General features: G+C 66.7%; 18 protein-coding genes and 1 pseudogene. 3 read left to right on the top strand and 16 right to left on the bottom strand.

Annotated elements, in window-relative coordinates; translation table 11 throughout:
* Positions 1-16: 16 nt before the first annotated feature.
* From ACFTWF_RS41010 to ACFTWF_RS41025, 4 genes are all read right to left on the bottom strand, one after another.
* Positions 17-1,090 carry an isocitrate/isopropylmalate dehydrogenase family protein gene (locus ACFTWF_RS41010; RefSeq protein WP_378466808.1) on the bottom strand — a complete coding sequence of 358 codons (1,074 nt, stop codon included), beginning with the start codon at positions 1,088-1,090 and terminating at the stop codon, positions 17-19.
* A 41-nt stretch (positions 1,091-1,131) separates the two neighbouring features.
* Positions 1,132-2,490, bottom strand: a complete 1,359-nt coding sequence (locus tag ACFTWF_RS41015) for a 2-hydroxycarboxylate transporter family protein (protein WP_378466809.1) — start codon at positions 2,488-2,490, stop codon at positions 1,132-1,134.
* Positions 2,491-2,540: 50 nt separating this feature from the next.
* Entirely contained in the window at positions 2,541-3,410 is an 870-nt protein-coding gene (locus ACFTWF_RS41020; RefSeq protein ID WP_378466810.1) for an amidohydrolase family protein, read from the bottom strand.
* A 191-nt stretch (positions 3,411-3,601) separates the two neighbouring features.
* Positions 3,602-4,558: a GntR family transcriptional regulator gene (locus ACFTWF_RS41025; RefSeq protein ID WP_378466811.1), complete on the bottom strand. Its 957-nt coding sequence runs from the start codon at positions 4,556-4,558 to the stop codon at positions 3,602-3,604.
* Between the two features lie 200 nt (positions 4,559-4,758).
* On the opposite strand from ACFTWF_RS41025, the gene ACFTWF_RS41030 reads away from it, so the two are divergent.
* Genes ACFTWF_RS41030 through ACFTWF_RS41040 form a run of 3 tightly spaced genes read left to right on the top strand, consistent with a single transcriptional unit; the run spans position 4,759 to position 8,832 of the window.
* Entirely contained in the window at positions 4,759-5,940 is a 1,182-nt protein-coding gene (locus tag ACFTWF_RS41030) for an ABC transporter substrate-binding protein (RefSeq protein WP_378466812.1), read from the top strand.
* Positions 5,941-5,960: 20 nt separating this feature from the next.
* On the top strand, positions 5,961-7,745 hold the full coding sequence (locus ACFTWF_RS41035) for an ABC transporter permease (RefSeq protein WP_378466813.1): 1,785 nt from the start codon (positions 5,961-5,963) through the stop codon (positions 7,743-7,745).
* Positions 7,738-8,832 (top strand): ABC transporter ATP-binding protein, encoded by a 1,095-nt coding sequence (locus tag ACFTWF_RS41040; protein WP_378466814.1) that lies wholly within the window; start codon positions 7,738-7,740, stop codon positions 8,830-8,832. The genes ACFTWF_RS41035 and ACFTWF_RS41040 overlap by 8 nt, the downstream gene beginning before the upstream one ends.
* A gap of 128 nt (positions 8,833-8,960) precedes the next feature.
* Here ACFTWF_RS41040 and ACFTWF_RS41045 read toward each other — a convergent pair whose 3' ends face one another.
* From ACFTWF_RS41045 to ACFTWF_RS41100, 12 genes and pseudogenes are all read right to left on the bottom strand, one after another.
* Positions 8,961-10,337 carry an MFS transporter gene (locus tag ACFTWF_RS41045; protein WP_378466815.1) on the bottom strand — a complete coding sequence of 459 codons (1,377 nt, stop codon included), beginning with the start codon at positions 10,335-10,337 and terminating at the stop codon, positions 8,961-8,963.
* Positions 10,338-10,515: 178 nt separating this feature from the next.
* Positions 10,516-11,403 (bottom strand): dihydrodipicolinate synthase family protein, encoded by an 888-nt coding sequence (locus tag ACFTWF_RS41050; protein ID WP_378466816.1) that lies wholly within the window; start codon positions 11,401-11,403, stop codon positions 10,516-10,518.
* A 165-nt stretch (positions 11,404-11,568) separates the two neighbouring features.
* Positions 11,569-12,921: a flavin monoamine oxidase family protein gene (locus ACFTWF_RS41055; RefSeq protein WP_378466817.1), complete on the bottom strand. Its 1,353-nt coding sequence runs from the start codon at positions 12,919-12,921 to the stop codon at positions 11,569-11,571.
* On the bottom strand, positions 12,918-13,619 hold the full coding sequence (locus ACFTWF_RS41060) for a transporter (RefSeq protein WP_378466818.1): 702 nt from the start codon (positions 13,617-13,619) through the stop codon (positions 12,918-12,920). Before ACFTWF_RS41060 ends, ACFTWF_RS41055 begins: the two co-directional genes overlap by 4 nt.
* Positions 13,620-13,666: 47 nt before the next feature.
* Positions 13,667-14,965 carry an NAD(P)/FAD-dependent oxidoreductase gene (locus tag ACFTWF_RS41065; protein ID WP_378466819.1) on the bottom strand — a complete coding sequence of 433 codons (1,299 nt, stop codon included), beginning with the start codon at positions 14,963-14,965 and terminating at the stop codon, positions 13,667-13,669.
* Between the two features lie 5 nt (positions 14,966-14,970).
* Positions 14,971-15,345, bottom strand: coding sequence for a hotdog domain-containing protein (locus ACFTWF_RS41070; RefSeq protein WP_378466820.1), 375 nt, complete (start codon positions 15,343-15,345; stop codon positions 14,971-14,973).
* Positions 15,342-17,006, bottom strand: a complete 1,665-nt coding sequence (locus ACFTWF_RS41075; RefSeq protein WP_378466821.1) for a flavin-containing monooxygenase — start codon at positions 17,004-17,006, stop codon at positions 15,342-15,344. Before ACFTWF_RS41075 ends, ACFTWF_RS41070 begins: the two co-directional genes overlap by 4 nt.
* A gap of 36 nt (positions 17,007-17,042) precedes the next feature.
* Positions 17,043-18,500, bottom strand: coding sequence for an aldehyde dehydrogenase family protein (locus tag ACFTWF_RS41080; protein ID WP_378466822.1), 1,458 nt, complete (start codon positions 18,498-18,500; stop codon positions 17,043-17,045).
* A gap of 48 nt (positions 18,501-18,548) precedes the next feature.
* Positions 18,549-19,643: a Zn-dependent alcohol dehydrogenase gene (locus tag ACFTWF_RS41085; RefSeq protein WP_378466823.1), complete on the bottom strand. Its 1,095-nt coding sequence runs from the start codon at positions 19,641-19,643 to the stop codon at positions 18,549-18,551.
* Between the two features lie 14 nt (positions 19,644-19,657).
* The gene (locus ACFTWF_RS41090) at positions 19,658-20,437 is read right to left on the bottom strand and encodes an enoyl-CoA hydratase/isomerase family protein (protein ID WP_378466824.1); all 780 of its coding nucleotides are present in this window, start codon (positions 20,435-20,437) and stop codon (positions 19,658-19,660) included.
* A gap of 10 nt (positions 20,438-20,447) precedes the next feature.
* Entirely contained in the window at positions 20,448-22,070 is a 1,623-nt protein-coding gene (locus ACFTWF_RS41095) for a class I adenylate-forming enzyme family protein (RefSeq protein ID WP_378466825.1), read from the bottom strand.
* 104 nt (positions 22,071-22,174) lie between these two features.
* Positions 22,175-22,444: pseudogene (locus tag ACFTWF_RS41100) on the bottom strand (MFS transporter); the annotation flags it as partial.

Genomic DNA, 22,444 nt, shown 5'->3' on the forward strand with positions numbered 1-22,444 from the left:
GCGAGTGGGATGTCGGTCAGCGGAGTTCGGTCATCGCGGTCAGCACCGACTGGGTGAAGTCGTCGGTGCCGAGCGAGCCGCCGATGTCGCGGGTGCGGGTGTCGGGGTTGTCGAGCACGCGGTCGATGGCGCGCATGATCAGCTGACCGCCCTCGATGAGCTTGGCGTCGTTCTTGCGCTGGCCGATCCAGTCGAGCAGCATCGCCGCGGAGATGATCAGCGACGTCGGGTTCGCGACGCCCTGGCCTGCGATGTCGGGTGCGGAGCCGTGCTGCGCCTGGGCGACGCAGATGTCGTGGCCGGCGTTGATGGCGCCACCGAGGCCGAGGCTGCCGGTCAGTTCGGACGCCTCGTCGGAGAGGATGTCGCCGAACATGTTGGTGGTGACGATGACGTCGAACCGGGAGGGCTGCCGGATCAGCAGGGCGGCGGTGGCGTCGACGATCAGTTCCTCGAGTTCGATCTCCGGGTACTCGGCGGCGACCTTGCGGACTTCCTGGAGGAACAGTCCGTCGGACAGTTTTACGACGTTGGCCTTGTGGACGGCGGTGACCTTCTTACGGCGGCCCTGCGCGAGTTCGAAGGCGGCGCGGGCGACGCGTTCGCAGGCTCCGCTGGTGATCTTGCGGATGGACAGTGCGGTGCCTTCGTCGGGCATGAATTCGCCTGTGCCGGCGAACATGTTGCGGTCGGAGTAGAACCCCTCGGTGTTCTCACGCACGATGACCAGGTCCATCGGGTCGCGCAGGATGCTCAGTCCCTCACGGGAGCGGCACGGGCGGATGTTGGCGAACAGTTCGAACTTGGTGCGCAGCTCCGCCGACGGGTTGATGCCGCCCTCCGAGCGCGGGGGGTAGTCGTAGTGCGAGACCGGTCCGAGGATGACGCCGTCGACCTCGGGGATGCGGGCCAGGGTGGCGTCGGTGAGGGTGGTGCCCTTGTCCGCGAGGCTCTTCAGGCCGATGTCGTGGGTTTCGAATTCCAGGTCCAGGCCGAGGGCCTTGTCGGCGGCCTCGAGGATCTGCAGGGTCCGGGGGGTGATTTCGGGGCCGATGCCGTCGCCGGGCAGGACGAGAATCTGGGTGCTCATGGTGGTACTCGCTTTCTGGAAAAGTGGTGAAGAGAAGTTGTTTACAGGCCCCACACGGCGGCGAGGGCGAGGATTCCGGCGACGGTGATTCCGCCGCCGATCCGGGTGGCGATCTGGGCGAACGGCATCAGACGCATGCGGTCGCTGGCGGTGAGGATGGCGATGTCGCCGGCGCCGCCCATGCCGGAGTGGGTGGAGGTGATGATGGCGCCTTCGACCGGGTGGATGCGCACCAGTTTGGACGTGAAGAAGCCGGTGATCACCAGGGCGGTGACGGTGGCGACGATGGTGATCAGATTGCGCGGCGCAAAGCCCTCGATCAGCTTCTCCCAGGGGGTCAGCACCAGCCCGAAGGCGAAGAGCATCGGGAACGCCATGGCGGTGAGGAAGAAGGTGTAGACGATCTTCGAGCCGGCCTGGATCCGCGGGGTGACGCCGTGGGCGAGTTTGAGCAGCACGGCCAGGAAGAGCATCGTGACCGGCCCGGGGAGACCGAACACCTCGTGCGCCATCTGACCCGCCAGATACAGCGTGACGGCCACGATCATTGCGGCGGCGATGTTCTGGACGCTGAACAGGTTGGACTGATCGCGGGTGTCCTCCGCCTCGAGGAGGTCGTCGTTCACTCCGGGCTGCAGGCGCCCGAAACCGGTCAGGTGCGGTCGCCTCTTGCCGAGGTAGCTGAGCAGGCCGGACAAGATGATGGCGGTGAGGTTGCCGACGAGGATGGCAGGCATGACCTTTGCGAGCAGTTCACCCTGATCTCCGAAGCCGGCCTGGGCGTAGCCGAGGGTCAGCGGGACCGCGCCCTCACCGACGCCGCCTGCCATGATCGGCGCCACGATGAAATAGAGGGTGTCCTTGAATCCGATGCCGACGAGAGAGCCGACCGCGGTGCCGACGACGCCGGCGACGACCGAACCTGCCGCGAGCGGTACGAAGATCTTCACGAAACCCTTGATCAGGACGGTGCGGTCCATGCTCAGGATGCTGCCGACGATCACCCCGGCGATGAACAGGTACAGGATGTTCGTCGATTTGAAGAAGTCGCTGACGATGTCGACGTTCGACGCCGGGATCCAGCCCTTGTAGTTCAGGTACGAGGGCACGAAGGTGACCACCACCGCGGCGCCGCCGATGTTGCGGATGATCGGTGCACGTTTGCCGATCTCGCCGAGTGTGAACGCGAAGACCGCCATCACCGCGATGACCATGGTGATGTCGCTCTTGACGACGTCCATCGCGGTGAACCCGATCAGCAACCCGACCAGCAGGATGTAGATCGGAATCGGGATGATCCCGATGTCGCGGTCCATCAACTTCCACCACCGGGCGCGCCAGGGATGCCCGGACAGTTCCGGGGAGTCCGCGCCGTGCGGTGCGGTCGTGTGTGTTGCCATGGTCAGTCCTTCGACAGGGCGGCGATGCCCGTGGGTGAGGGGAGGCGGGATCAGAACCCGAACAGTGCGGCGGGGTTGTCGACGAGGATGCGGCGGGCGTTCTCGTCGGATCCGGCGGCGCGGCGGATTCCGGCCAGGACAGCGGCATCGTCGACGTCGAAGAACGGATCGATCGACGCCGCGGTCCGGGGGACGTCCTTCGGTAGGCGCCCGGTGTGCGGCCAGTCCGACGCCCACAGCAACCGGTCGACGGCCGCCTCGACGAGCCTGCGGGACAGGTCCTCGACTGCCGCAGGTGCCGGGTTGTGCGGCAACCGGTAGGGGGCGGACATCTTCAGCCACACGTGTCCGGTGGCGAGGAGCTCGGTCAACTCGCTCACCCCGGGCGCATCGGGGCCGGCGACCGGATCGACTCCGGCGTAGTGGTCGAGAATGATTGGGACAGAGGATCCTTCGATCAGTCCCCGGTTGTCGAGGAGGAACCGCGTGCCGGCGTAGATCTCGACTGCGAATCCGAACGGCGCGGCGCGGTCGACGGCAGCGGCCAGCGCGCTTCCGGTATCGCCGTGGACGGCGACGTTGACCCGCAGGCCGCGGACACCGGCGTCGTGCAGACGCACGAGTTCGGAGTCCGTGGAACGCGCACAGTCGATGACAGCGACGCCGCGGGCCACGTCGGGACCGAGCTTGGCGAGCCCGTCGAGGAGCGCCGCGTTGTCCGTCCCGTAGATACTCGGCTGCACCAGTACCACCCGCTCGATACCCATCCGCCGCGTGAACGCTGCGAGGTCGGTGATCGTGGCCGCAGCCGGGGTGTACGTCCGATCGTCCGCGTAGGGGAACCGCTGCGGGTCGAGCACGTGGACGTGGGTGTCACAGATTCCGGCCAGCTCGGCGGGGGTATTCGTGCTGCCTGACATGTCTGATCCTCTTCGGGTGGGTCGCAACACCGGAACTCTTCGGTGTGCTTCACCACACTAACGTCGACGTTGGTTTTTTACAAGGTCTTAATACCAATAAATTGTGCCAACGCCGTACCAGCACGATCGCCATGTCCCTGACGAGGGGAAATGCGGCGAACCAACGGGGCTCGACGAGCCCCGCGCGGCGGTCAGTGCGCGGTCTTCTCCACGCTGACAGTGGCCAGATGGCGGTACATCAACGAGCTGGCGCGGGCGTTGTCGCCGTCGAGCAGCAGGTTGGCGATCTGCACATGCTCGCGGCAGCGGATGAGTGCCTTCTCGCGTTGCAACGACCGCCGGTACTCGATGAGCCGGCGCGTCTTGTCGATGCGTTGCAGCGCATCGACGAAATAGGCGTTGTGGCTACATCCGATGATGACCTCGTGGTGGTGCGAGTTCAGATCGAACAGTTCGGCGTTCGACACCGTCCAGATGTCGCCGTCGACAAGGCGCTGCTGTGCGTCGCGGGAGGCCTCGACTGCGGCGCGGTCGAGGTCGAAGGTGGTTTCCAGGATGGCCGCCGGCTCGATGACCAGGCGAAAGTGGTAGCTGTCCTCGTACATCTTGAGCGAGGTCAGCATCGGCAGAAACTCCCACCCGTAGCCGGGAAGGCGGTCGATCCACCCCTCCTTGGACATACGGCGCAGCAGCTCGGCCAGTTCGGAACGAGTGAGGTCGTAGCGGCGGGCGAGTTCGTTCTCGGTGATCCGGTCGGGTAGTTCGCCTGCCAGGCGCTCTTCGGCGACACGGAGATAGGTCTCCTCGCGGCTTGCAGCGCCCTCGATCGGAGGGCTCGCGAGCTCGTCTCCGGACTTGAGGACGACGAACCCGCCACGCTCGGCCGGCCCGACCACCCCGTCCTGTTCGAGAAGTTGCAGCGCGCCGCGGATCGGCGATCGGGACACCCGCAGATCGTCGGCCAGCCGGCGTTCGACCAGGCGGGTTCCGGGCTCGTACCCCTTCGATCGGATGTACTCGACGATCTGTACGGCGATCTGATTCACCAGGGGCGTTGCGGTCATCGTCACGTCCTGCCACCTCTCGAAGTCGGTCCATCTTATCCGTGACGTCGCGCCCGGACGCTCGATCACGACCGCGATTGGCATTAAGCCGTTGCAAAAAACCTTATTCGACGATAGTGTTCCACTTCACAGCCGGGTCGACACGAAACGCGGAGCACATCTCACGGTCGTCGGAGGCGCCCCCGATCCGGCCCGGTCTTTCGTCCCCATCACGAACCTGCACTGCGAGCGAGACCCCACGGCGCGCCCGTGGCCCTATCGACCCATCCGAGGAGACCATCGCAATGACACACGAGCAGGGCGACCTGCGAGGCAACACGACGTCGCTTCGGCGCGAGCGGGCGCGCCGCCGGATCTGCGCGGTCGCCGCGGCCGCGCTGACCGCAGGAGCGCTCACCGCGTGCGGCGCCGGGGAGGACTACAGCAGCTACCCGGTCACGCTGCCGGACTACTATCCCGGCGACTACGCCACCACCGTCGTCGACGCCTCCAAGAACGAAGGCGGTGCCCTCACGATCTATTCGAGCACCGACCAGCAGAGTTGGGCACCGATATTCAAGGCGTTCCAGAACAAGTACCCGTGGGTGGACAGCATCAACGCCACCAACCTCGACAGCGACGAAGTCTTCCAACGGGTGCTCAGCGAGCAGGCGATCGGGCAGACGTCCGCCGACGTGATCGTCACCGGCGCTGCCGACGCCTGGGCCGATTTCGTCGAGCGGCCCGGAACCGTTGCGCCGTACCGGTCCCCGGAGAAGGATCACCTCCCCGACTTCGCCGAGGTCCTCCCGTCGGTGTATTCGATGTCGGTGGACCCGATTTCGATCATCTACAACACGGCACTCCTCGACGAGGACGAGCGCCCCACCGGCATCGCCGACCTCGCCGAGAAGGTGAAGGCGGACCCGGAGCGGTTCGATGGCGCCGTCACCGTCCGAAACCCGAAAGGCGCCTTCGGATTCACCGTGACCCGCGCCTTCGTCGACAACGACCCGGCGGCCTGGGACGCCCTCGCCGAGATCCTGCCGTACAGCAAGAACGAGACGTCCACCGGTTCGCAGGTGGAGAAGGTGACCGCCGGTGAGTATTCCGTCGGCTTCTTCATGGGTTCCCCGGCGCTCACTGCCGAACAACGCACCGGCGGCCTGATCAAGGCCGTCTTCCCCGACGACGGTACCCCGTTGCTGCGGCGTGGGATGTCGATGCTCCAGGGCGCCCCGCATCCGGCGACCGCGAAGTTGTTCACCGACTTCGTGCTTTCCGCCGAGGGTCAGGCCGCGGTCGCCGAGGGCGGCCTCGCCGCGTACCGCGACGGGGTGCAGCGCGTCGACGGTGGCGTCCCCACCTACCGCGACGTCGTCCAAGAGGTTGGCGAAGAGAACACGATCCTCATCCCGTACACCAAAGCATCCGACGAAGACATCGAACGGTTCACGGACCGTTGGTCTTCGTTGCAAGCCGGCTGAGCCGAGATAGCGACCTCACCATGACACTGACGACACCCACCGAATCCCCGACGACCGAGCCCTTCGTCCCGCTGCGCCCCGGTGAACTGGGCAGCCCGCGCTACCGGAAGTTCCGTAACATCGGACGCGACACCATCATTCAGTACGCGGTGCTGCTGTTCCTCGCCGCACTGGTCCTCGCACCGGTGATACCCACCCTCTACCAGTCCTTCATCGACCGTCCGCTCTACGAGAGCGGCGGCGTTCTCGGGCTCGACAACTACGCCCGCCTGTTCACCGAGGCCGGGTTCGGTGACGTCATCGTCAACACGGTGCTGTTCGCCGGCCTGACCACGATCCTGGCGCAGCTGTTCGCGGTGCCGATGGCTGTCGTGGTCACCCGCACGAAACTACCCTTCGGCAAGTTCATCGCAGGCTCGATGCGCTGGCCCTTCTACATCTCCTCCCTGCTGCTGGGATTCGGCTGGATCATCCTGTACGGGCCCGCCGGATTCTTCAGCGTGCAGTTCCGCGAGGTCTTCGGGTTCGTCCCCTGGAACCTGTATTCGATCCCCGGCATGGCACTGACCGAAGCCGTCGCACTCGCACCGATCGCGTTCACGTTCTGCGTCGGCGCCCTCCGCCAGGCCGACGCGTCCCTCGAATCGGCGGCCCAGGTGTGCGGCGCCGGACCGGTGCGGATCCTGCGGTCGGTCGTGATCCCGATGCTGCGCCCCCCGATCGTCTACAGCTCGGTGCTGATCGTGAGCATGTCCCTCGAGACGCTGTCGGTTCCCCTGCTCTACGGCCAGCCGTCGGACATCACTGTCTTCTCGACGTTCCTGTACACCAACGGTCTTCAGGCCATCGACCCCGACTACGGCGTCCTCGGCGCCGCCTCGGTGCTGATCCTGGTCGTCACGATCGCCATGGTCGCGATGCAGGCCAAGATGCTGAAGAACGCCAAACGGTTCGTCTCCGTCCGCGGCAAGGCGACCCGGCCGCGGCAGTTCGACCTCGGCTGGATCAAATGGATCTCGGCCGCCTTCATCGCGGTCTACCTGATCTTCGGTGCGCTGCTGCCGATCGCAACGCTGGTCTTCCGGTCGTTCACCTTGGTGCTGACCCCGTTGAAGTCCCCGTTCTCGACGCTGACCTTCGCGAACTACGTGCCTATCTTCAGCTACCGCTCCTACTACATGTCGATCGTCAACAGCGTGGTCATCGCGGTCGTCGGCGCCGTCGTGGTCGCGGTGCTCGCCACCCTGGCGGTGCTCGTCGCCCGCCGTTCGACTATGCGCGGCGGCAAACTCGTCGAGTACCTGGCTCTGGCCCCGCAGGCCATGCCCGGCCTGATCGTCGGCATCGGATTCTTCTGGGCTCTGGCCTTCTCCCCCGGCTTCGTCTCCGCTCTCCTGACCGGGACCATCTGGATCCTCGTCATCGCCTTCGGGATGCGGGCGCTCCCCACCGCCTACGGCAACATCTCCCCGCTGCTGATGCAGATCGGCGAGGAACTCGACAACGCCGCCCGTGTCAGCGGCGCCGACTGGTTCAAGACCTTCACCCGGGTGCTCGGCAAACTCATCGTTCCCGCATTCGCCGGCGCCCTCATCCTCGTCTTCGTCACGATGATCAAGGAGTACTCACCCGCCGTCTTCCTCGCCAACTCGCAGAGCAGCGTCATCGGCACCACCGCGCTGCAACTGTGGGCGGAAGGAAACGCCGGCTCCGTCGCGGCGCTGGCCACCGTCCAGATCGCCATCACCGTCGTCTTCGTCGCCATCGCCACCCGACTCCTGAAGGGCCACAACTCCGATGCCTGAACTGACCGTCACCGACGTCAACAAGACCTTCAACGGCACCCAGGTGCTGCACGACATCAACTTCACCGTCCACGACGGCGAGTTCTTCACCCTCCTCGGGCCCAGCGGCTGCGGGAAATCCACCACCCTCTCGTGCATCGCCGGCCTCGACCGGCCCGACACCGGCACCATCGCCCTCGACGACGTCGTGTTCTTCAGCGGACGGCACAACAGCTTCGTCCCGCCCGAGGGCCGCAACCTCGGTATGGTCTTCCAGTCGTACGCGCTCTGGCCGCACATGAGCATCGCCGACAACCTCGCCCTCCCGCTGTCGCTGCGGAAGGTCCCCAAGGCCCGCCGCGACGAACTCATCGACGACGCGCTCGACAAGGTCGACCTACTGCACCTGCGTGGCCGGTACCCGCACGAGATGTCGGGCGGCCAGCAGCAGCGCGTCGCCCTCGCCCGGGCGCTGGTGTACTCCCCGCGGGTGCTGCTGCTCGACGAGCCGCTGTCGAACCTCGACGCGAAACTGCGCGAGCAGGCCCGCGCCTGGCTCAAGGCCCTGCAGGCGTCCGTCGGCATCACGACCATCTACGTCACCCACGATCAGGAAGAAGCCCTCGCCATGAGCGACCGCATCGCCGTCATGGCGAAGGGCCGCATGGTGCAGATCGCGTCCCCCACCGAGATCTACGACCGTCCCGCCGCCCGTGAGGTCGCCGCCTTCGTCGGCAGTTGCAGCTTCCTCGACGGGCGGGTCGTCGACGCCGGCGACACCTACGTCGAACTGGTCGATTCCGGCCAGATCGTCCACGCCCGTGGCCGATTCGACGTCCGCACCAGCGACGGCGTCAGTGTCGCCGTCCGCCCCGAACGAGTCACGATCACCGGCGCCGACGCGCCCGCATCACCCGGAGTGAACCGTATCCGGGCACACGTGCGCTCCTCGTCGTACGTCGGCGCCCGCTACGAGTACCTGCTGTCGGTCGGTGACAGCCAGATCGCCGCCAACTGCCTCTCCCCCACCCACCACGGCGACGTCGACCTGCTGATCGACCCCGACAACGTCTTCCTCTACCCCCGGCACGAACTCGCCGGAGTCTGATCTACAGGACCTCGCAAACAGAGGATCGCCCCTGGACACGCGACCGGAGGGCCGGTGTGGAATCGATCCACCCGACCCTCCGGCGGTTTTCCTGTCAGTCCGAGATCGTGGCCGACCCCGAGAACTACTCAGACAACGGTCCCTTCGGGCTGTGCAGTCACCGAGGAGCCGGACGCATCCGCCACGCCGTCTTTCGGGCCGGCGGTAGCCCGAACCAATGTCGTTCCGCTGGTCTCACGTGCGATCAGCACTGCTACCAGGGTGATCACGGCAAGCACACCGATGTAGCCGAGGATGTAGTAGATCTTGTCGTCGTTGGCGGCCAGCAAACTGATGGCGACGAGAGGCGCAATGCCGCCGGCGACCACGGACGCCACGTTCGCGCTGATCGCTGTACCGCTGTACCGGAAGTCGGTCGGGAACAACTCCGCGAACCATGCCGGCTCGACCGAGAGCATCGGTGCCATTCCGAAGGCGTAGGCCAGGGAGAATGCCAGCCAGATCAGACCTGTCGTGTTGGTACCCAGGAGAAGGAAGAACGGCCAGTAGAAGGCGGTGAGGAACAGCAGTCCGCCCAGGAAGATCTTCTTCCTCCCGATCCGGTCCGACAGCGCTCCCCAGAGCGGAATCATCGGAATGGCAATGACACCGGCGAAGAACACTCCCATTGTCAGGGTGCTCGTTTCGACTCCGATGACCTGTTCCGCATACGTCACTGCGAATGCCGTGATGAGGTAGGCGGACGCGTTCTCGAAGATCCGGATGCCGATCACGATGAAGATGTTGCGTCCGTTGCTCTGCAGCGCTTCCTTCAGGGACGGTTTGGCGACGGAATTGTCCTCTTCGAGTGCCTTGAATTCGGGGGTTTCGTCGAGCGTCCGCCTCACGATGAACGTGGCCAGGAGGCCGATCGCGCTGAGCAGGAACGGGATCCGCCAGCCCCAGTCCTGGAACTGATCGTCCGGCATGATCGTGACGAGAAACGTGAACAGCGCCGTTGCGGGCAGGAGACCGATGTACTCACCGGAGTTGATCATGCTGGTAAAGAAGCCGCGCTTCTTCTCCGGCGCATACTCACACACGACGATGGCCGCACCGCTCCATTCACCACCCACACCGACACCCTGAGCGACTCGCAGGACGACCAGCAGGATCGGGGCAGCCATGCCGATGGAGTGGTAATCGGGCAGCACACCGATGAGCACGGTGCTGATACCCATGAGCAAGATCGTGATGATCAGCGTCGGTGACCGGCCGATCTTGTCACCGAGACGACCGAAGATCACTCCACCGATCGGACGGGCGATGAACCCGACCGCGAAGGTGCCGAACGATGCGAGAGTACCGACGAAGTCGGACGACCCCGGAAAGAACACGTGGGGAAAGACCAACGCTGCCGCCAGGCCGTACAGCGCGAAGTCGTACCACTCGAGCGCCTGCCCTCCGACGCTCGCCAGCAGCGCCCGCCGCAGCGGGCTCGCGACGGTTGTTTGTTGTGTTTTCACTGATCATCCTTAACTGCTCGGTCTCACAAGACTCGATTTGCTCTGGGCCGGCCGATGCGTCAACAGCCGGTCGACGCCCCCAGCCAGTATGTGATGCGTGACATGTAGTAGGTAATATAGTACTGGCTGTCACGGGTGGTCAACGGTTCTTCGCCCCCGCGTGGAACTGCCGAGACTGTCAGACCTCGGCGGTCAGAGCCAGCTCGACGTCCTTGATGACCTGGGCACGATCCTCCGCACTGAGCGGATTGCGAGGCGGACGGGTGGGTCCGCCGTAGTGCCCCGCGACCTCCTGCGAAAGCTTGATTGCCTGCACGAAGGTGTGCTTGGTGTCCCAGAAGAACGCCGCCTGCAGCACCTCGTAGAGCTTGCGCGCCTCCTCGATCCGACCCGTGGTGCCGAGCTCGTAGATCCGAGAGCACGCCTTGGGCATCGAGTTGGAGAATCCGCCGATCCAGCCGACCGCTCCCATCAGCGTGGCTTCCAAGACGTTGTCATCCGCGCCGGAGAGCACGTCGAGGGTCGGAGCAATACGCTGAATGGCGGTGATGCGCCGAATGTCTCCCGAGAATTCCTTCACTGCAACGACATTGTCGATCTCCGCCATCCGCGACAACAGTTCCGGAGTCAGATCGACCCGGGTGTCGAACGGGTTGTTGTATGCGACGACAGGCAGTCCGACCGTCGACAGCGCACGGTAATGATCGACGACCTCGTCATCGTTCGCACGGTACGAGTTCGGCGGAAGCGCCAGCACTGCGTGCGCACCGGCCTGCTGCGCCTGCTCGGTCCACCGCTGCGACTCGGCAGAACCGTATGCGCCCACCCCTGGCACGACGTTGAAGCCGTCCGGCGCGGCCTCTACTGCGAGCTCGACAACGCGAGCACGCTCGGCGTCGGTCAGCACCTGGTACTCACCGAGCGAGCCGTTCGGCGTCACACCGTGGGCGCCGTTCTCGGCAAGGAAACGAACGTGATCCTGAAAACGGTCGTAGTCGACCGTCAGATCGTCCTTGAACGGGAGGGTTGCGGCGACGACAATTCCGCGCCAGGGCTTGGCAGTCATGAAAACCTCTTCGGGGGTCGGTGGTGATCTGCGTAACAGTGTATCACCGGTAATCGGTAATATTCTACCTTCCTGAAGAAGTTCTTCAGCCGACGTCCGACACGTCGCATCGCTGCCACCCCGAGCGGGGAAGCAGCGACCGACGCACTGGACTATCGGGGCCGTCTACCTGCGCAGGCTTTCCAGGACGGCGTTCGCCGCCCGCTCGCCCGACGTGGCTGCGTCGGCGAGTGACGGCAGATCGAGCTGGTAGTCGCCGGCGAGGTAGATGTTTCCGAGCGGATCACGGAGTGTCGGAAGCGATTTCTTCCGTCCGGGTGCCCAGAAGGGCACGACCCGACGGTGCCGCCGCACGATGCCGTCGCCCAGTTTCCCTTCCAGCTCGGGGAACACCGCGAGCAGGTCCTTCGTGAATCGCGACACGATCTTGTCGTCGCTCAGGTCGAGCAATGCGTCGGCCTGAGCGCCGCCGGCGAAACAGGCCAGTGCTCCACCCGGCTTGCGGTCGGCGCCGTTCCGCATGGCCGCGGCGTGGTTGAACATCGCCTGGAACGACAGTTGCGGCGTCGAGACACCGAAGTAGTCGTCCCAGCGTTGCGGCCCGGCTTCGTCGGTGAAGAATCCGACGACCACGTACCGGCCGTAGGTGATGTCGTTGAAAGCGTTCCGGTGCTGCTGCGGAAGGTCCGGGATGATCCGCCCGGCGATGTCGGCGGGTGCGGTCACGATCGCGCGCTCGGCCCGCAGCCGCACAGGCCGGTCACCGTCGTGGTAGTCCACGACCACGCCCGCACCTTCCGGTCGCACCGACTGCACGGCCGAGTTCAGCCGGATCCGATCACCGAGATCTTCCGTCAGCACGTCGGTCAACGTCTGGTTGCCGCCGACCGGCAGCGAGAAGTTCGGGATCTTCTCCGGGTCGGCCAGCGCGATGCCGACGGATGTGACGAACTGGGTGGCAGCCGTCTCGTCCACCTCGCATCCCATCCACTGCGCCGACCACGACCGGACGACGGCGGCGGCCAAATCCGACCGGACGCCTCTGAGCAGGTACGACGCCAGCTTGGTGTCGAGTTTGGCGCGCACCCGTTGCGCGATACGGCTCTGCGACTCCAGGAACGGCATGGCCGCGAGGATCCGGGCACCGACGATGGCCATTCCGAGACGGTCCATCATGGTCATTCGCGTGCGGAACATCAGCGCGACGGGATTCGAGGTGTCGACCACCCCGCCGTTCAGGTGCAGCGCGATGCTCTTGCCCGCGAGCGAGCCCATCTCGATGCCGTGCCGGTCGAGGGCATCGATCAGCGTGCCGGTGCCCTCGGTGAACTGGGTCCCGACGTTGATCCAGTAGTCGCCCTGCCGGATGGTCTCGACTCGCCCACCCGTGCGATCGGTGCTTTCGAGGACAACGACGTCGGTCTCCGGCGCCAGCGTGGTGGCCGCCATCAGCCCCGACATTCCGGCGCCGACGACGACGACCTCGGTGGTTTCTTCCTGCACTTCGTGCGTTGTCATGTTCGGTTCCTGACTTCGGATCGATCGAGGGGAAGGGCCGGCGAAACCCGCTTGTTGTGGGCGTCGAACGCGCGGTAGGCGCGGTAGTACGTGAACATCTGCAGGCCCCACGTGGACAGCGCGAAGATGTAGAAGATCGTGTGCTCCGCGTCGTCTCCCGGGATGTGGACGAAGTCGTAGATCGAGGCGATGGCGAATCCGCACGCGGTGGCGACGGCGGCCCAGATGGCGTGCCCGCGCTCGCGAATGTCCCACAGGCGCTTGACGAAGTAGATCAGGAACAACGTGGTGAGCACGTTGACCACGATGTAGTAGATCTTGCCGGGGGTGCCGATCGCCTCGGCGAAATGGCTGAGGGCGAAGCCCACCACGGCCGCGAGGGCGAACGCGCCGATGTCCACCGCGACGGACGGCTTGTACCGGTGGGTGACCTTCATCAGCCCGAGGACCAGGATCAGCGTGATGCCGACGGACCGGGAGAAGGCGTCCAGGAAATAGGCGAAGGCGTACATCGGGCTGTCCTGACCAGCCCTGATGAGGCCGTAGACCAGGAAGTTCGAACCCGATGTCGCGACGATGATCCACTCGATGCCGAGCAGGTAATTCTTGTAGTTCCGGATGAACTTGATCCCGTAGGTGAATCCGACGGCGATCATCCAGAGGTCCGCGATCGCGAAGAGCGATTCTTTGATGGACATGATTTTCTCCTTGGAGGGGTGACATCAGCCGACCGGCGGCGAGATGGTCAATTCGTGAGGGCTGCCAGGCGGTCGGAGGCGCGGTCGGCGAGCCAGGTGGCGTGCAACGCGGGTCCGCTGACGAGGTTGGGCCAGAAGCGTTTCCGGCCGTGCCAGATCGCTGCCAGGTCGTCGTGCAGCGGTGCGCCGCCGAGCCGGTCCGCCAGCAGGTGGCCGACGTACTGCGCCTGGGCGAACCCGTGGCCGTTGCAGGCGAGCGAATACAGCACGTTGTCGGACGCCTCACCGGCGACGGGAAGCCACGTGGAGCTCATGCCGATCCAGCCGCCCCACGCCTGCTGTGGCTCGATGTCGCGCAGGCCCGGGAATCGCTCGCGGAATCCGCGAACGAGGTCGTCGGCGACGTTCCGCGCCGGCGTGCGGTCCGGCAGTGGGTTCCGGCCGGTCTGCACGCGGCGGGTGCCGAACACGATGGTGCCCCGCGGGGTGACGCGATAGTTCTCGATGATCATGTGCAGCGTGACCATCGGGGCGCGACTGGTCCAGCCGATCTCGTCGAGTCGCTCGGGTGCGACGGGTTCGGTCTCCACCAGGGAGGTCCACACCGGGGTGGCGAGGTTCTTCGGCGCGAGGGACAGACCCGCGGTGTGGGCGTTGGTGGTCAGCAGCGCCTTGCGGGCCCGGACCCGTCCGTGCGGGGTTTCGACGGTGACCCCGTCGCCGGAGTCGGTGACGTCGCGGGCGGGAGTGTGCTCGTGGACGCGCACGCCGGACGCGATCGTCGCGGCCCGGAGGCCGAGGGCGAACTCGCCCGGGTTGAGCGTGCCCCCGACGCCCTCGCGCACTCCGCCGAGGAAGCCGTCCGGGAGGCCCGCCTCCCGGCCCTCGACGAATTCGGCCGACGATCCGGCCTCGGCCATGACTTTGGCATTGCGGCGCGCGTGCCGCAGCTGACCCTTGGACACGGCGGCCATCACGATTCCGGCCCGCTGATAGCCGCAGTGGATGTCGTGGTGAGCGATGGCGTCCTCGGCGAAGTGCACCGCGTTCTCGGCGTACCGGTACAGGTTGCGCAGCCGCTCGCGCTTCAGCAGAAAACCCAGCAGTTCCGGATCGGCTGCGATCGAGTTCGTGATGTATCCCGCGTTGCGGGAGGTGGCGCCCCGGCCGAGGGTCTGCGCCTCGAGGAGCACGACGTCGACGCCCTTCTCTGCCAGTCGGAGTGCGGCCGACATGCCGCCCCCGCCGCCGCCGATCACGACCACGTCGCAGTCGATGTCACCGGTCAGGGGCGGTTCGACGGCGGCGGGCGCTGCGGCCCAGCCGGTGTCGTGAATCAGCTTCATCGTCGTCACTCCGTCTCGCTTGAAGGGATGACCGCGGTGCCGCGAGCGCGCACCGCGACCAGGGGAGACTCCAGGACCCGCGAACGGCCGGTGCCGTCGGAGCCACGGCAGATCACCCGGAGCTCGAAGTCGACTGTGCGGCTGCGGTTCCCCTTCCTCACCAGCTCGGCCTCGGCTTCGACGACGTCGCCGCCACGTACCGGGGCGAGGAACTCGACGGACGAATAGCCGGCGAACAGGCCCTCGTGGCCGTCGAGCTCGATCGACAGGTTGGTGCCGACGTCTCCGAAGAGCTTCAGGGCGTAGGCGCCATCGACCAGATTGCCCGCGTAGTGCGCGTCGGAGAAGGCGACGTAGCGCCGGTGGACTGCCCTGGTCATGAGATCTCCCGATGGATGGGGCCGAGGTGGCGGGACTCTGCTTCGCCGTCGATCTCGATGCCGGGGTAGCCGCTCTTGGCGATCTCGGTGCACATCCGGCGGTACTTGCCGACACCACCCACGTAGCCCATGAAGGTGTTGGGCTTGCCCTCGATGTTGGAGCCGCGGTACCAGGAGTCGGTGGTGGCGTACAACGTGGCGGCGACGGTCTCCTCCGAGATGTCCACCCAGTCGTTCTGGCCCTCGACGGTGGCCTCGACGAGCGTCGCGCCGGAGTCGCGAGCGTGCTCGAGGAGGTCAGCGATCCAGTCCACCGCCTGTTCGATGGTCATCACCACGTTGCTGGCGAGCGCGGGGCTCTGCGGGCCCCCCACCATGAAGAAGTTGGGGAAGTCCGCGGTCATGATCCCGAGGTACGTGCGGACACCGTCGTGCCAGGCATCCTGCAGCTTCGTGCCGGAGGCGCCGGTGAGACCGAGTCCGTACAGCGGGCCGGTGAAGGCGTCGAACCCGATGGCGAGTACCACGGCGTCCGCCTCGTAGGTGCCCTTCGAGGTGACGATCGCGTTCGCGGTCATCGTCTCGATCGGCTCGTCGCGCAGCGACACCAACGACACGTTGGGACGGTTGTAGGTCTCGTAGTAGTCGGTACCGAAAACGCTGCGCTTGGCGCCCAGCGGGTGGTACCGGGGCACCAGCAACTCGGCGGTGGCCGGATCCTCGACGATCTCGCGAATCTTGTCGTGGAGGAATTCCGACGCGGTCCGGTTCGCTTCGACGTCGGTGAGCAGGTCGGCGAACTCGGCGCCGACACCCTGGAACCCGCTGCGCTCGTACGCCGCCTCGTAGCGACGCCGCCGCTCCTCCGCCGAGACGTCGAAGGCCTTGTCGGTCACCGGGCGGTCGGGAATGCCGCCGGGCGAGTGACGGCATTCTTCGCGGATCGCCGGGTAGTCGCTCTTGATGGATTCGATCCGCTCCGGGGGGAGTTCGGCGTTGCGGGCCGGCATCACGTAGTTCGGGGTGCGCTGGAACACCGTGACGTGCTCGGCCACCTCCGCGATCAGCGGGATGGCCTGCACACCGGACGATCCGGTGCCGATCACGACGACACGTTTGCCGGCGAGGTCGTCGAGCGAGATGTTCCACCGGCTGGTGGACACCTGCAGTCCGGTGAAGTTTCCGAGACCCGGCACGTCGAAGTCCTTCGGGGTGGACAGGCCACCCGCGCCCGAGATCAGGTAGCGGCCGCGGCGCGTCTCGCCGTTGTCCAGCTTCACCTCCCACAGCCGGTCGTCCGCGTTCCACGTCGCGCCCACGACGCGGGTGTCGAACGTGAAGTGCCTGCGCAGGTCGAAGCGGTCGGCGACGTGGTTGATGTAGCTGAGAATCTCGGCCTGCGGCGCGAATCGCTGGCTCCACGTCCACTCCTGCTGGAGCGCTTCGTCGAACGAGTACGAGTAGTAGATGCTCTCGACGTCGCAGCGCGCGCCCGGATAGGTGTTCCAGAACCAGGTGCCGCCGACGCTGGGGCCGGCTTCGAATCCCGCGAAGGTCCACCCCGCGGTGGTGAGCCGGTGTGAGAGATAGAGGCCGGAGAAGCCGGCGCCGACGCCGATGACATCGACGATCCCGGTGTCGGACGTGGTGGGAAAGTTCATCGCAATAGCCGCTTTCGTTGAATTGATCAAAGCTCGTTACAGGGGAAGGTCGGGTGAATCGACGCCGACCACCCGGTCGCCGCAGAACACCCGAACGGACTCACCGGGGGCGTGACCGCCGATTCCGGAAGCGCCCCAGAAGCTCTGAGCCGAGCCGTCGCCGAGATCGGCGATCTTCGCGCCGTTCACGCGCACCTCGCCCGACAGCACTCGGGATCCGACCTCGACGGCGCGCTCCAGGTCGCCGCCGAACACGTACGCGTCCAGACCCGACGGGTTGGCGTTGGCAACGCGCAGTGCGTCCTCGTCGGACTCCACGGCGTGCAGGCTGACGAGTGGCCCGAACAGCTCGGCCGTCGCCACCGACGCGTCGACTCCCGAAGCGACTGTGGGGGAAAGGAAGAACCCGTCGAGTGCGGGCAGCTGTGCAGGCTGATGGATCGTCGCGCCGCGGGCCCGCAACCCTGCGATCCGGCTCTGCAGCGTGGCGAAGTGCGGGGCGTTCGAGATCGGGCCCAGCTGTGTGTTCTCGTCGAGCGAGTGCCCGACGTCGATGCGGGAGATGCGATCGAGCAGCGCGTCGAGCAGCGGCTCGACGAGACTCTTGTGCGCCAGCACCTTTCCGGGGCCCTCACACCACTGACCGTTGAGCTTGGTCATCCCGTCGAGGATCCCGTCGGCGGCCACGTCGATGTCGGCGTCGTCCAGCACCAGGGCCGGGTTGTTGCCGCCGAGCTCGAGCTGGAGAACCTTGAAGTCCTCGGCGGCCGCGCGGGCGATCGCGCGGCCCGCGTTCGGGCCACCGGTGAACGAGACGATCTTCACGCGGGGGTCGCCGGTGATCGCGGCGCCCACGCCTCCCGCGCCGTGGACGAGTTGGAGAGCACCATCCGGTAGCCCGGCCTTGACGAAGCATTCGACGATGATCTGGGCGCTGCTCGGCGCATGCTCCGACGGTTTGAGGATGACCGGGCAACCGGCGGCGAGGGCGCTCACCGTCTTCGCGGCGGGAATGAAACTGGGGCCGTTCCACGGGGTGAGGATGGCGGCGGGGCCCCACGGGACCTTGTAGAGCCGCACGTCGCGGCCACCGGCGTCCAGCGCCGTGCGACGCGGGATGGCACGCAACTCCGTCGCCGCCGAACGGATCCGGTGTGGCAGGAACGCCGCGACCATCCGAGCCTTCGCGATCGGGACGCCGCTGGTGAGGGCATCGGTGCGGGCGATGTCCTCGATCCGGGCCTCGACGACGTCGGCCGCCCGCTCGATGACCTCCGCCCGTTCCTCGCTCGCCGCGTCGTCCCAGCGTTCGAAGCCGTACGAGCGCTCGGCATGGTGGAGGGCGCGCTCGAGGTCGTCCGGGCCTGTGGTGACGGCGCGGTGGACGGGCTGGCCCGTGTTGGGGTCGAGATTCCACGCGTCCGGGATGTTCCGGCACTCGGACCACTCGTCCGCGATGTAATTGATCGGCTGGGGCAGTTGCGTATTCGACATCTGCGGCCTCCTTCGATGGGTCTTACAGGTGTGGATGAGTCGGAGTGATCACGCGGTGAGGTCGGCGACGATGCGGGTCACCTCGCCCGACTTCATCGCCTCGAAGCCCTTGTTCACCTCGCCGAACGGGATCACGTCGCTGACCATTTCGTCGAGCAGCAGGCGGCCCTGCAGATACAGCCGCGCGAACTGGGTGATGTCCTCGCGCGCCTGACCCGAGCCCATGTAGGAGCCGATGAGGCGCTTCTCACCGAAGAAGAAGTCCGACGCCGGGACGGTGAGGTCCGTGCCGTCGGGTGCGATGCCCACCAGGCAGGCGGTACCCGTGGCGCGCAGGACCGACAACGCGGTGGCCGCGGTGCGCGCGGAACCGACGGCCTCGAACGAGTAGTCGACCCCGTCGCCGAGCAGCTTCGGGATCTCGGTGGCGACGTCGGCCGCGCCGTTCACGACGTGTGTGGCACCGTACGTACGTGCCGCAGCGAGCCGGGCGTCGTCGAGATCCACGGCGACGATCGCCGAGGCACCGGCGAGCCGCGCGCCCTGGATGATGGCCGAACCGACACCGCCGCAGCCGATCACGGCCACCGTGGCACCGGGGCGTACCTGCGCGCCGCGGAAGACGGCCCCGATGCCGGTGACGATGCAGCACGAGAGCAGGCATCCGACGTGCAGCCCCACCTCGTCGGGCACCTTCACCAGAGAGTTCTCCCGCATCAGGGTGTGGCGGGAAAACGCGCCGATGTCGCCGAGTCGCTCGACGGCCCGGCCTCCCGGCAGCTGGAACGCCGGGCGCGGCCGCTGCCGGATCTGCGCGACACGCCGGCACTGCGTCGAGTGCCCGGCCGCGCAGTTGCGGCACGACCCGCACGAGGGCGTGAGGGCGCCGACGACGCGGTCGCCCGGGCGCAACGAGGTCACCGCCGAGCCGACCGACTCGACGATGCCCGCCACCTCGTGCCCGACCACCACCGGCAGGTCGGCGTGCACCGTTCCGGTCATGTAGTGCAGGTCGCTGTGGCACAGGCCCACGTTGGAGACCGCGAGGCGGACCTCGTTGGGTTCCGGGTCGTCGACCTGGATCTCGGCGAACTCCAGCGGCTCGTTGACCGCGGTGAGAAGTGCTGCCTCGGTGGTGATCATCTTCGTCTCCGATCTCAATTGCTCTGCGCGGGCGCCGTCGGCGCCGCGCTCTTCGATGCCCAGAAGCCCGCGATGCCCTCGGTGAAGGCGCCGGACTCCCACGACTGGCGGGCGGCGTCGTCTTCGCGGGCGAACGCGGCCTCGATGTCGTCGGGACGCGGTCGCAGCAGACCCAGGTGCAGCGCGGTGGTACGGGGGTCGGAGTTCCACTGCCTGATCACCTCGACCGCGCGGTCCACGAGGGATTCCGGGGCCACGATCTCGTCGAGCAAGCCGATCCGCAGGGCCTCGTCCGCATCGATCCGGTTCGAGCCCAGAATGATTCGCATCGCATGGTTGCGGACCAGCCTGCCCAGGAGGAAGCTCGAGGCGTTCGAGACGATGATCCCTCGGTGGTTCTCCGGCTGGTAGTACTCGGCCCGGGGGGTGCCGATCCGCGAGTCGCAGCAGAGTGTGATCTCCGAGGCGCCGCCGACCGCGATCCCGTTCACGGCAGCGATCACGGGGACCTTCGTCTCGAGAATCGCCCGGGTGATGTCGTGGAAGGTCGCGAAGGCCTCGCGGATCTCGTCGTAGTCGGTCCGCACGGTCTGCAGGTCCTCACCGGCGGAGAAGGCCCGTCCGGTGCCCGTGAGCACGATCCCGCGCACGATCTCACCGGACCCGAACCGGCGGATCGTCTGCGCGAGCAGCACCCGCGTGCCCACGTCCACCACGTTCAGCTTCGCGGGGCGGTTCAGCGTGAGCACCGCGACGTCGTGGTCGATGTGCACGTCGAGGTAGTTGTCGGTCATGTCTGGCTCCTCAGTTGCCGGTGCCGGCGGTACGCGGCGGCTGCAGGTCGTGGGTGATGCCGGGATGCTCGGCGGAGCGCGCCTTCAGCGCCGGCTTCGACACGCGCTCGGACGGAGTGCGCGGAAAATCGGCGACGAACTCGATGTAGCGCGGAACCTTGAATCGTGCCAGCCGGTTTCGTGCGACATCGACGATCCGCTCCGCGGTCTCGCGGCTCTCCGGAGCCCCGGGGGTCAGCTGCACGAAGGCCTTGACCTCCTCGCCGAACAGCTCGTCCGGGACGCCGACCACCGCCGTCGCGACCACAGCGTCGTCGCGCTCGAGGACGCGCTCGACCTCGGCGCTCGCGATGTTCTCGCCGCCGCGGCGGACCATGTCCTTGATTCGGCCCACCAGGCGGTAGCCGCCCGCTTCGTGGACCGCGACATCGCCGGTGTGCAGCCATCCGCCGCGCAGGACCTGCGCGGTGCCTTCGGGGCGGTTCCAGTAGCCGAGCATCATCGGGCTTCCCGACGTGATCAGCTCGCCGGATTCGCCCTCGGCAACGTCCCGGCCGTGCGGATCGACCACCCGGACCTGCTTGGTGGGAACCGGCCGCCCCAGCCGTCCGCTGCCGACGTCGGTGATGCTCTCGGGAAGGCTGGCCAGGTCGACCCCACTCTCGGTCATGCCGAAGATCTCCCGCCACGGTGCGCCCCACCGCTGTTCGAGCTCGGCGTGCAGCGAGGCGGGGATGGCCGAGCACAGCACGAGGCGCAGGTCGTTGTCGCGGTCCTGCGGGCTGGGCGCCTGCTTGAACAGCAGGGTGGGCATCGAGCCGAGCACGTAGCAGAACGTGGCCCGGTGCCGGCGGACGTCCGCCATGAAACCCGACGCGGAGAATCGGGGCAGCACCACCAGCGGCGCGCCGATCGTGAGGCACAGTGCGGTGTTCCACTGCGGGTCCATGTACGAGAACGGCTGCGAGGTGAGTACCACGTCGTCGATCCCGAGTCCCGCCACGCCCGCGCAGATCCACCCCAGCCGGACCCAGTAGTCGTGGGTCAGCATGCACGCCTTCGGGAACCCCGTTGTCCCCGAGGTGTATTGGAGGTTGGCGAGCGTCTCTCCGGAGACGGCGACCCTCGGCCGGTCCGCCGGGTACCGCGCGAGTTCGTCGCGCGCTCCGGCGTCGACGATGCGGACGTCGGCCAGATCGCCGTTCGCGGCGCGTACCTGTTCGACGAGCGGGGTGTGACCGGCGTCGGTGAACAACACCCGAGCGCCGGAGTCCCGCAACACGAATTCGAGGTCGGCGCTCCGATACGACGAGTTCACCGGCACCGCGACGCCGCCGGCCTTCAGGATCGCGAGCCAGGCGATCGGCCACTGCACGACGTTGGGCAGCATGATCGCGACCCGGTCGCCCGCGCGGACCCCGTCCTCAGCGACCAGACGGTGCGCCAAGTGCGAGGTCCAGTCCTCGATCTCGCCGAAGGTCCACGATCCTTCCGGGAACCGGAGGAACTCGCGGTCGGGCGAGGTCGCGGCCCGGTTCGCGAGCAGGCCGACGAGGGTGTCGATCGGCGGGTCCGCAGCGATGCGATCGAGTGCGATCGTGCGGTCCCGGTGAACTGATTCGACTCCGGTCATGGTCATCCTCTTCGGGCTTGTCGGTGCGAGGCGGCGCAGATGGCGCCTGACTGTGGGCTCAGCCATAGCCTAGAAGAACACAGTCATACGATCAAGACATTTGACTAACTCGTAGCGAATTCTCCGATGCGCCGGGCGGACCGGGCGCGGGAGATCAGCACGGTCACCACGACGAGCAGGGCGAGCACTCCGGACAGCCCGTAGCCGATGCCGTAGAGGCCCTTGGCGGCGACCTCGAGACCGGTGCCGGCCATCGGGACCAGGGATGCGCTGAGGTCACCGCTGATCAGTGCCGTGCCGACGGCGAAACCCACGGCCATGAACGTGCCGGCGATACCGGCGGCCATCCCGGCCTTCTCCTCGGGCACCGCCAT

The organism is Rhodococcus sp. NPDC056960 (genome assembly GCF_042674125.1).
Classification (GTDB): Bacteria; Actinomycetota; Actinomycetes; order Mycobacteriales; family Mycobacteriaceae; genus Rhodococcus_F.

Excerpts from the sequence above, each read along its gene's own strand:
- ACFTWF_RS41030 (WP_378466812.1), top strand. The coding sequence starts at position 4,759 with ATGACACACGAGCAGGGCGACCTGCGAGGCAACACGACGTCGCTTCGG.
- ACFTWF_RS41085 (WP_378466823.1), bottom strand. The coding sequence starts at position 19,643 with ATGATCACCACCGAGGCAGCACTTCTCACCGCGGTCAACGAGCCGCTG.
- ACFTWF_RS41060 (WP_378466818.1), bottom strand. The coding sequence starts at position 13,619 with ATGTCCATCAAAGAATCGCTCTTCGCGATCGCGGACCTCTGGATGATC.
- ACFTWF_RS41050 (WP_378466816.1), bottom strand. The coding sequence starts at position 11,403 with ATGACTGCCAAGCCCTGGCGCGGAATTGTCGTCGCCGCAACCCTCCCG.
- ACFTWF_RS41040 (WP_378466814.1), top strand. The coding sequence starts at position 7,738 with ATGCCTGAACTGACCGTCACCGACGTCAACAAGACCTTCAACGGCACC.
- ACFTWF_RS41070 (WP_378466820.1), bottom strand. The coding sequence starts at position 15,345 with ATGACCAGGGCAGTCCACCGGCGCTACGTCGCCTTCTCCGACGCGCAC.
- ACFTWF_RS41065 (WP_378466819.1), bottom strand. The coding sequence starts at position 14,965 with ATGAAGCTGATTCACGACACCGGCTGGGCCGCAGCGCCCGCCGCCGTC.
- ACFTWF_RS41025 (WP_378466811.1), bottom strand. The coding sequence starts at position 4,558 with ATGCCAATCGCGGTCGTGATCGAGCGTCCGGGCGCGACGTCACGGATA.
- ACFTWF_RS41090 (WP_378466824.1), bottom strand. The coding sequence starts at position 20,437 with ATGACCGACAACTACCTCGACGTGCACATCGACCACGACGTCGCGGTG.
- ACFTWF_RS41010 (WP_378466808.1), bottom strand. The coding sequence starts at position 1,090 with ATGAGCACCCAGATTCTCGTCCTGCCCGGCGACGGCATCGGCCCCGAA.
- ACFTWF_RS41080 (WP_378466822.1), bottom strand. The coding sequence starts at position 18,500 with ATGTCGAATACGCAACTGCCCCAGCCGATCAATTACATCGCGGACGAG.
- ACFTWF_RS41020 (WP_378466810.1), bottom strand. The coding sequence starts at position 3,410 with ATGTCAGGCAGCACGAATACCCCCGCCGAGCTGGCCGGAATCTGTGAC.
- ACFTWF_RS41035 (WP_378466813.1), top strand. The coding sequence starts at position 5,961 with ATGACACTGACGACACCCACCGAATCCCCGACGACCGAGCCCTTCGTC.
- ACFTWF_RS41075 (WP_378466821.1), bottom strand. The coding sequence starts at position 17,006 with ATGAACTTTCCCACCACGTCCGACACCGGGATCGTCGATGTCATCGGC.
- ACFTWF_RS41095 (WP_378466825.1), bottom strand. The coding sequence starts at position 22,070 with ATGACCGGAGTCGAATCAGTTCACCGGGACCGCACGATCGCACTCGAT.
- ACFTWF_RS41015 (WP_378466809.1), bottom strand. The coding sequence starts at position 2,490 with ATGGCAACACACACGACCGCACCGCACGGCGCGGACTCCCCGGAACTG.
- ACFTWF_RS41055 (WP_378466817.1), bottom strand. The coding sequence starts at position 12,921 with ATGACAACGCACGAAGTGCAGGAAGAAACCACCGAGGTCGTCGTCGTC.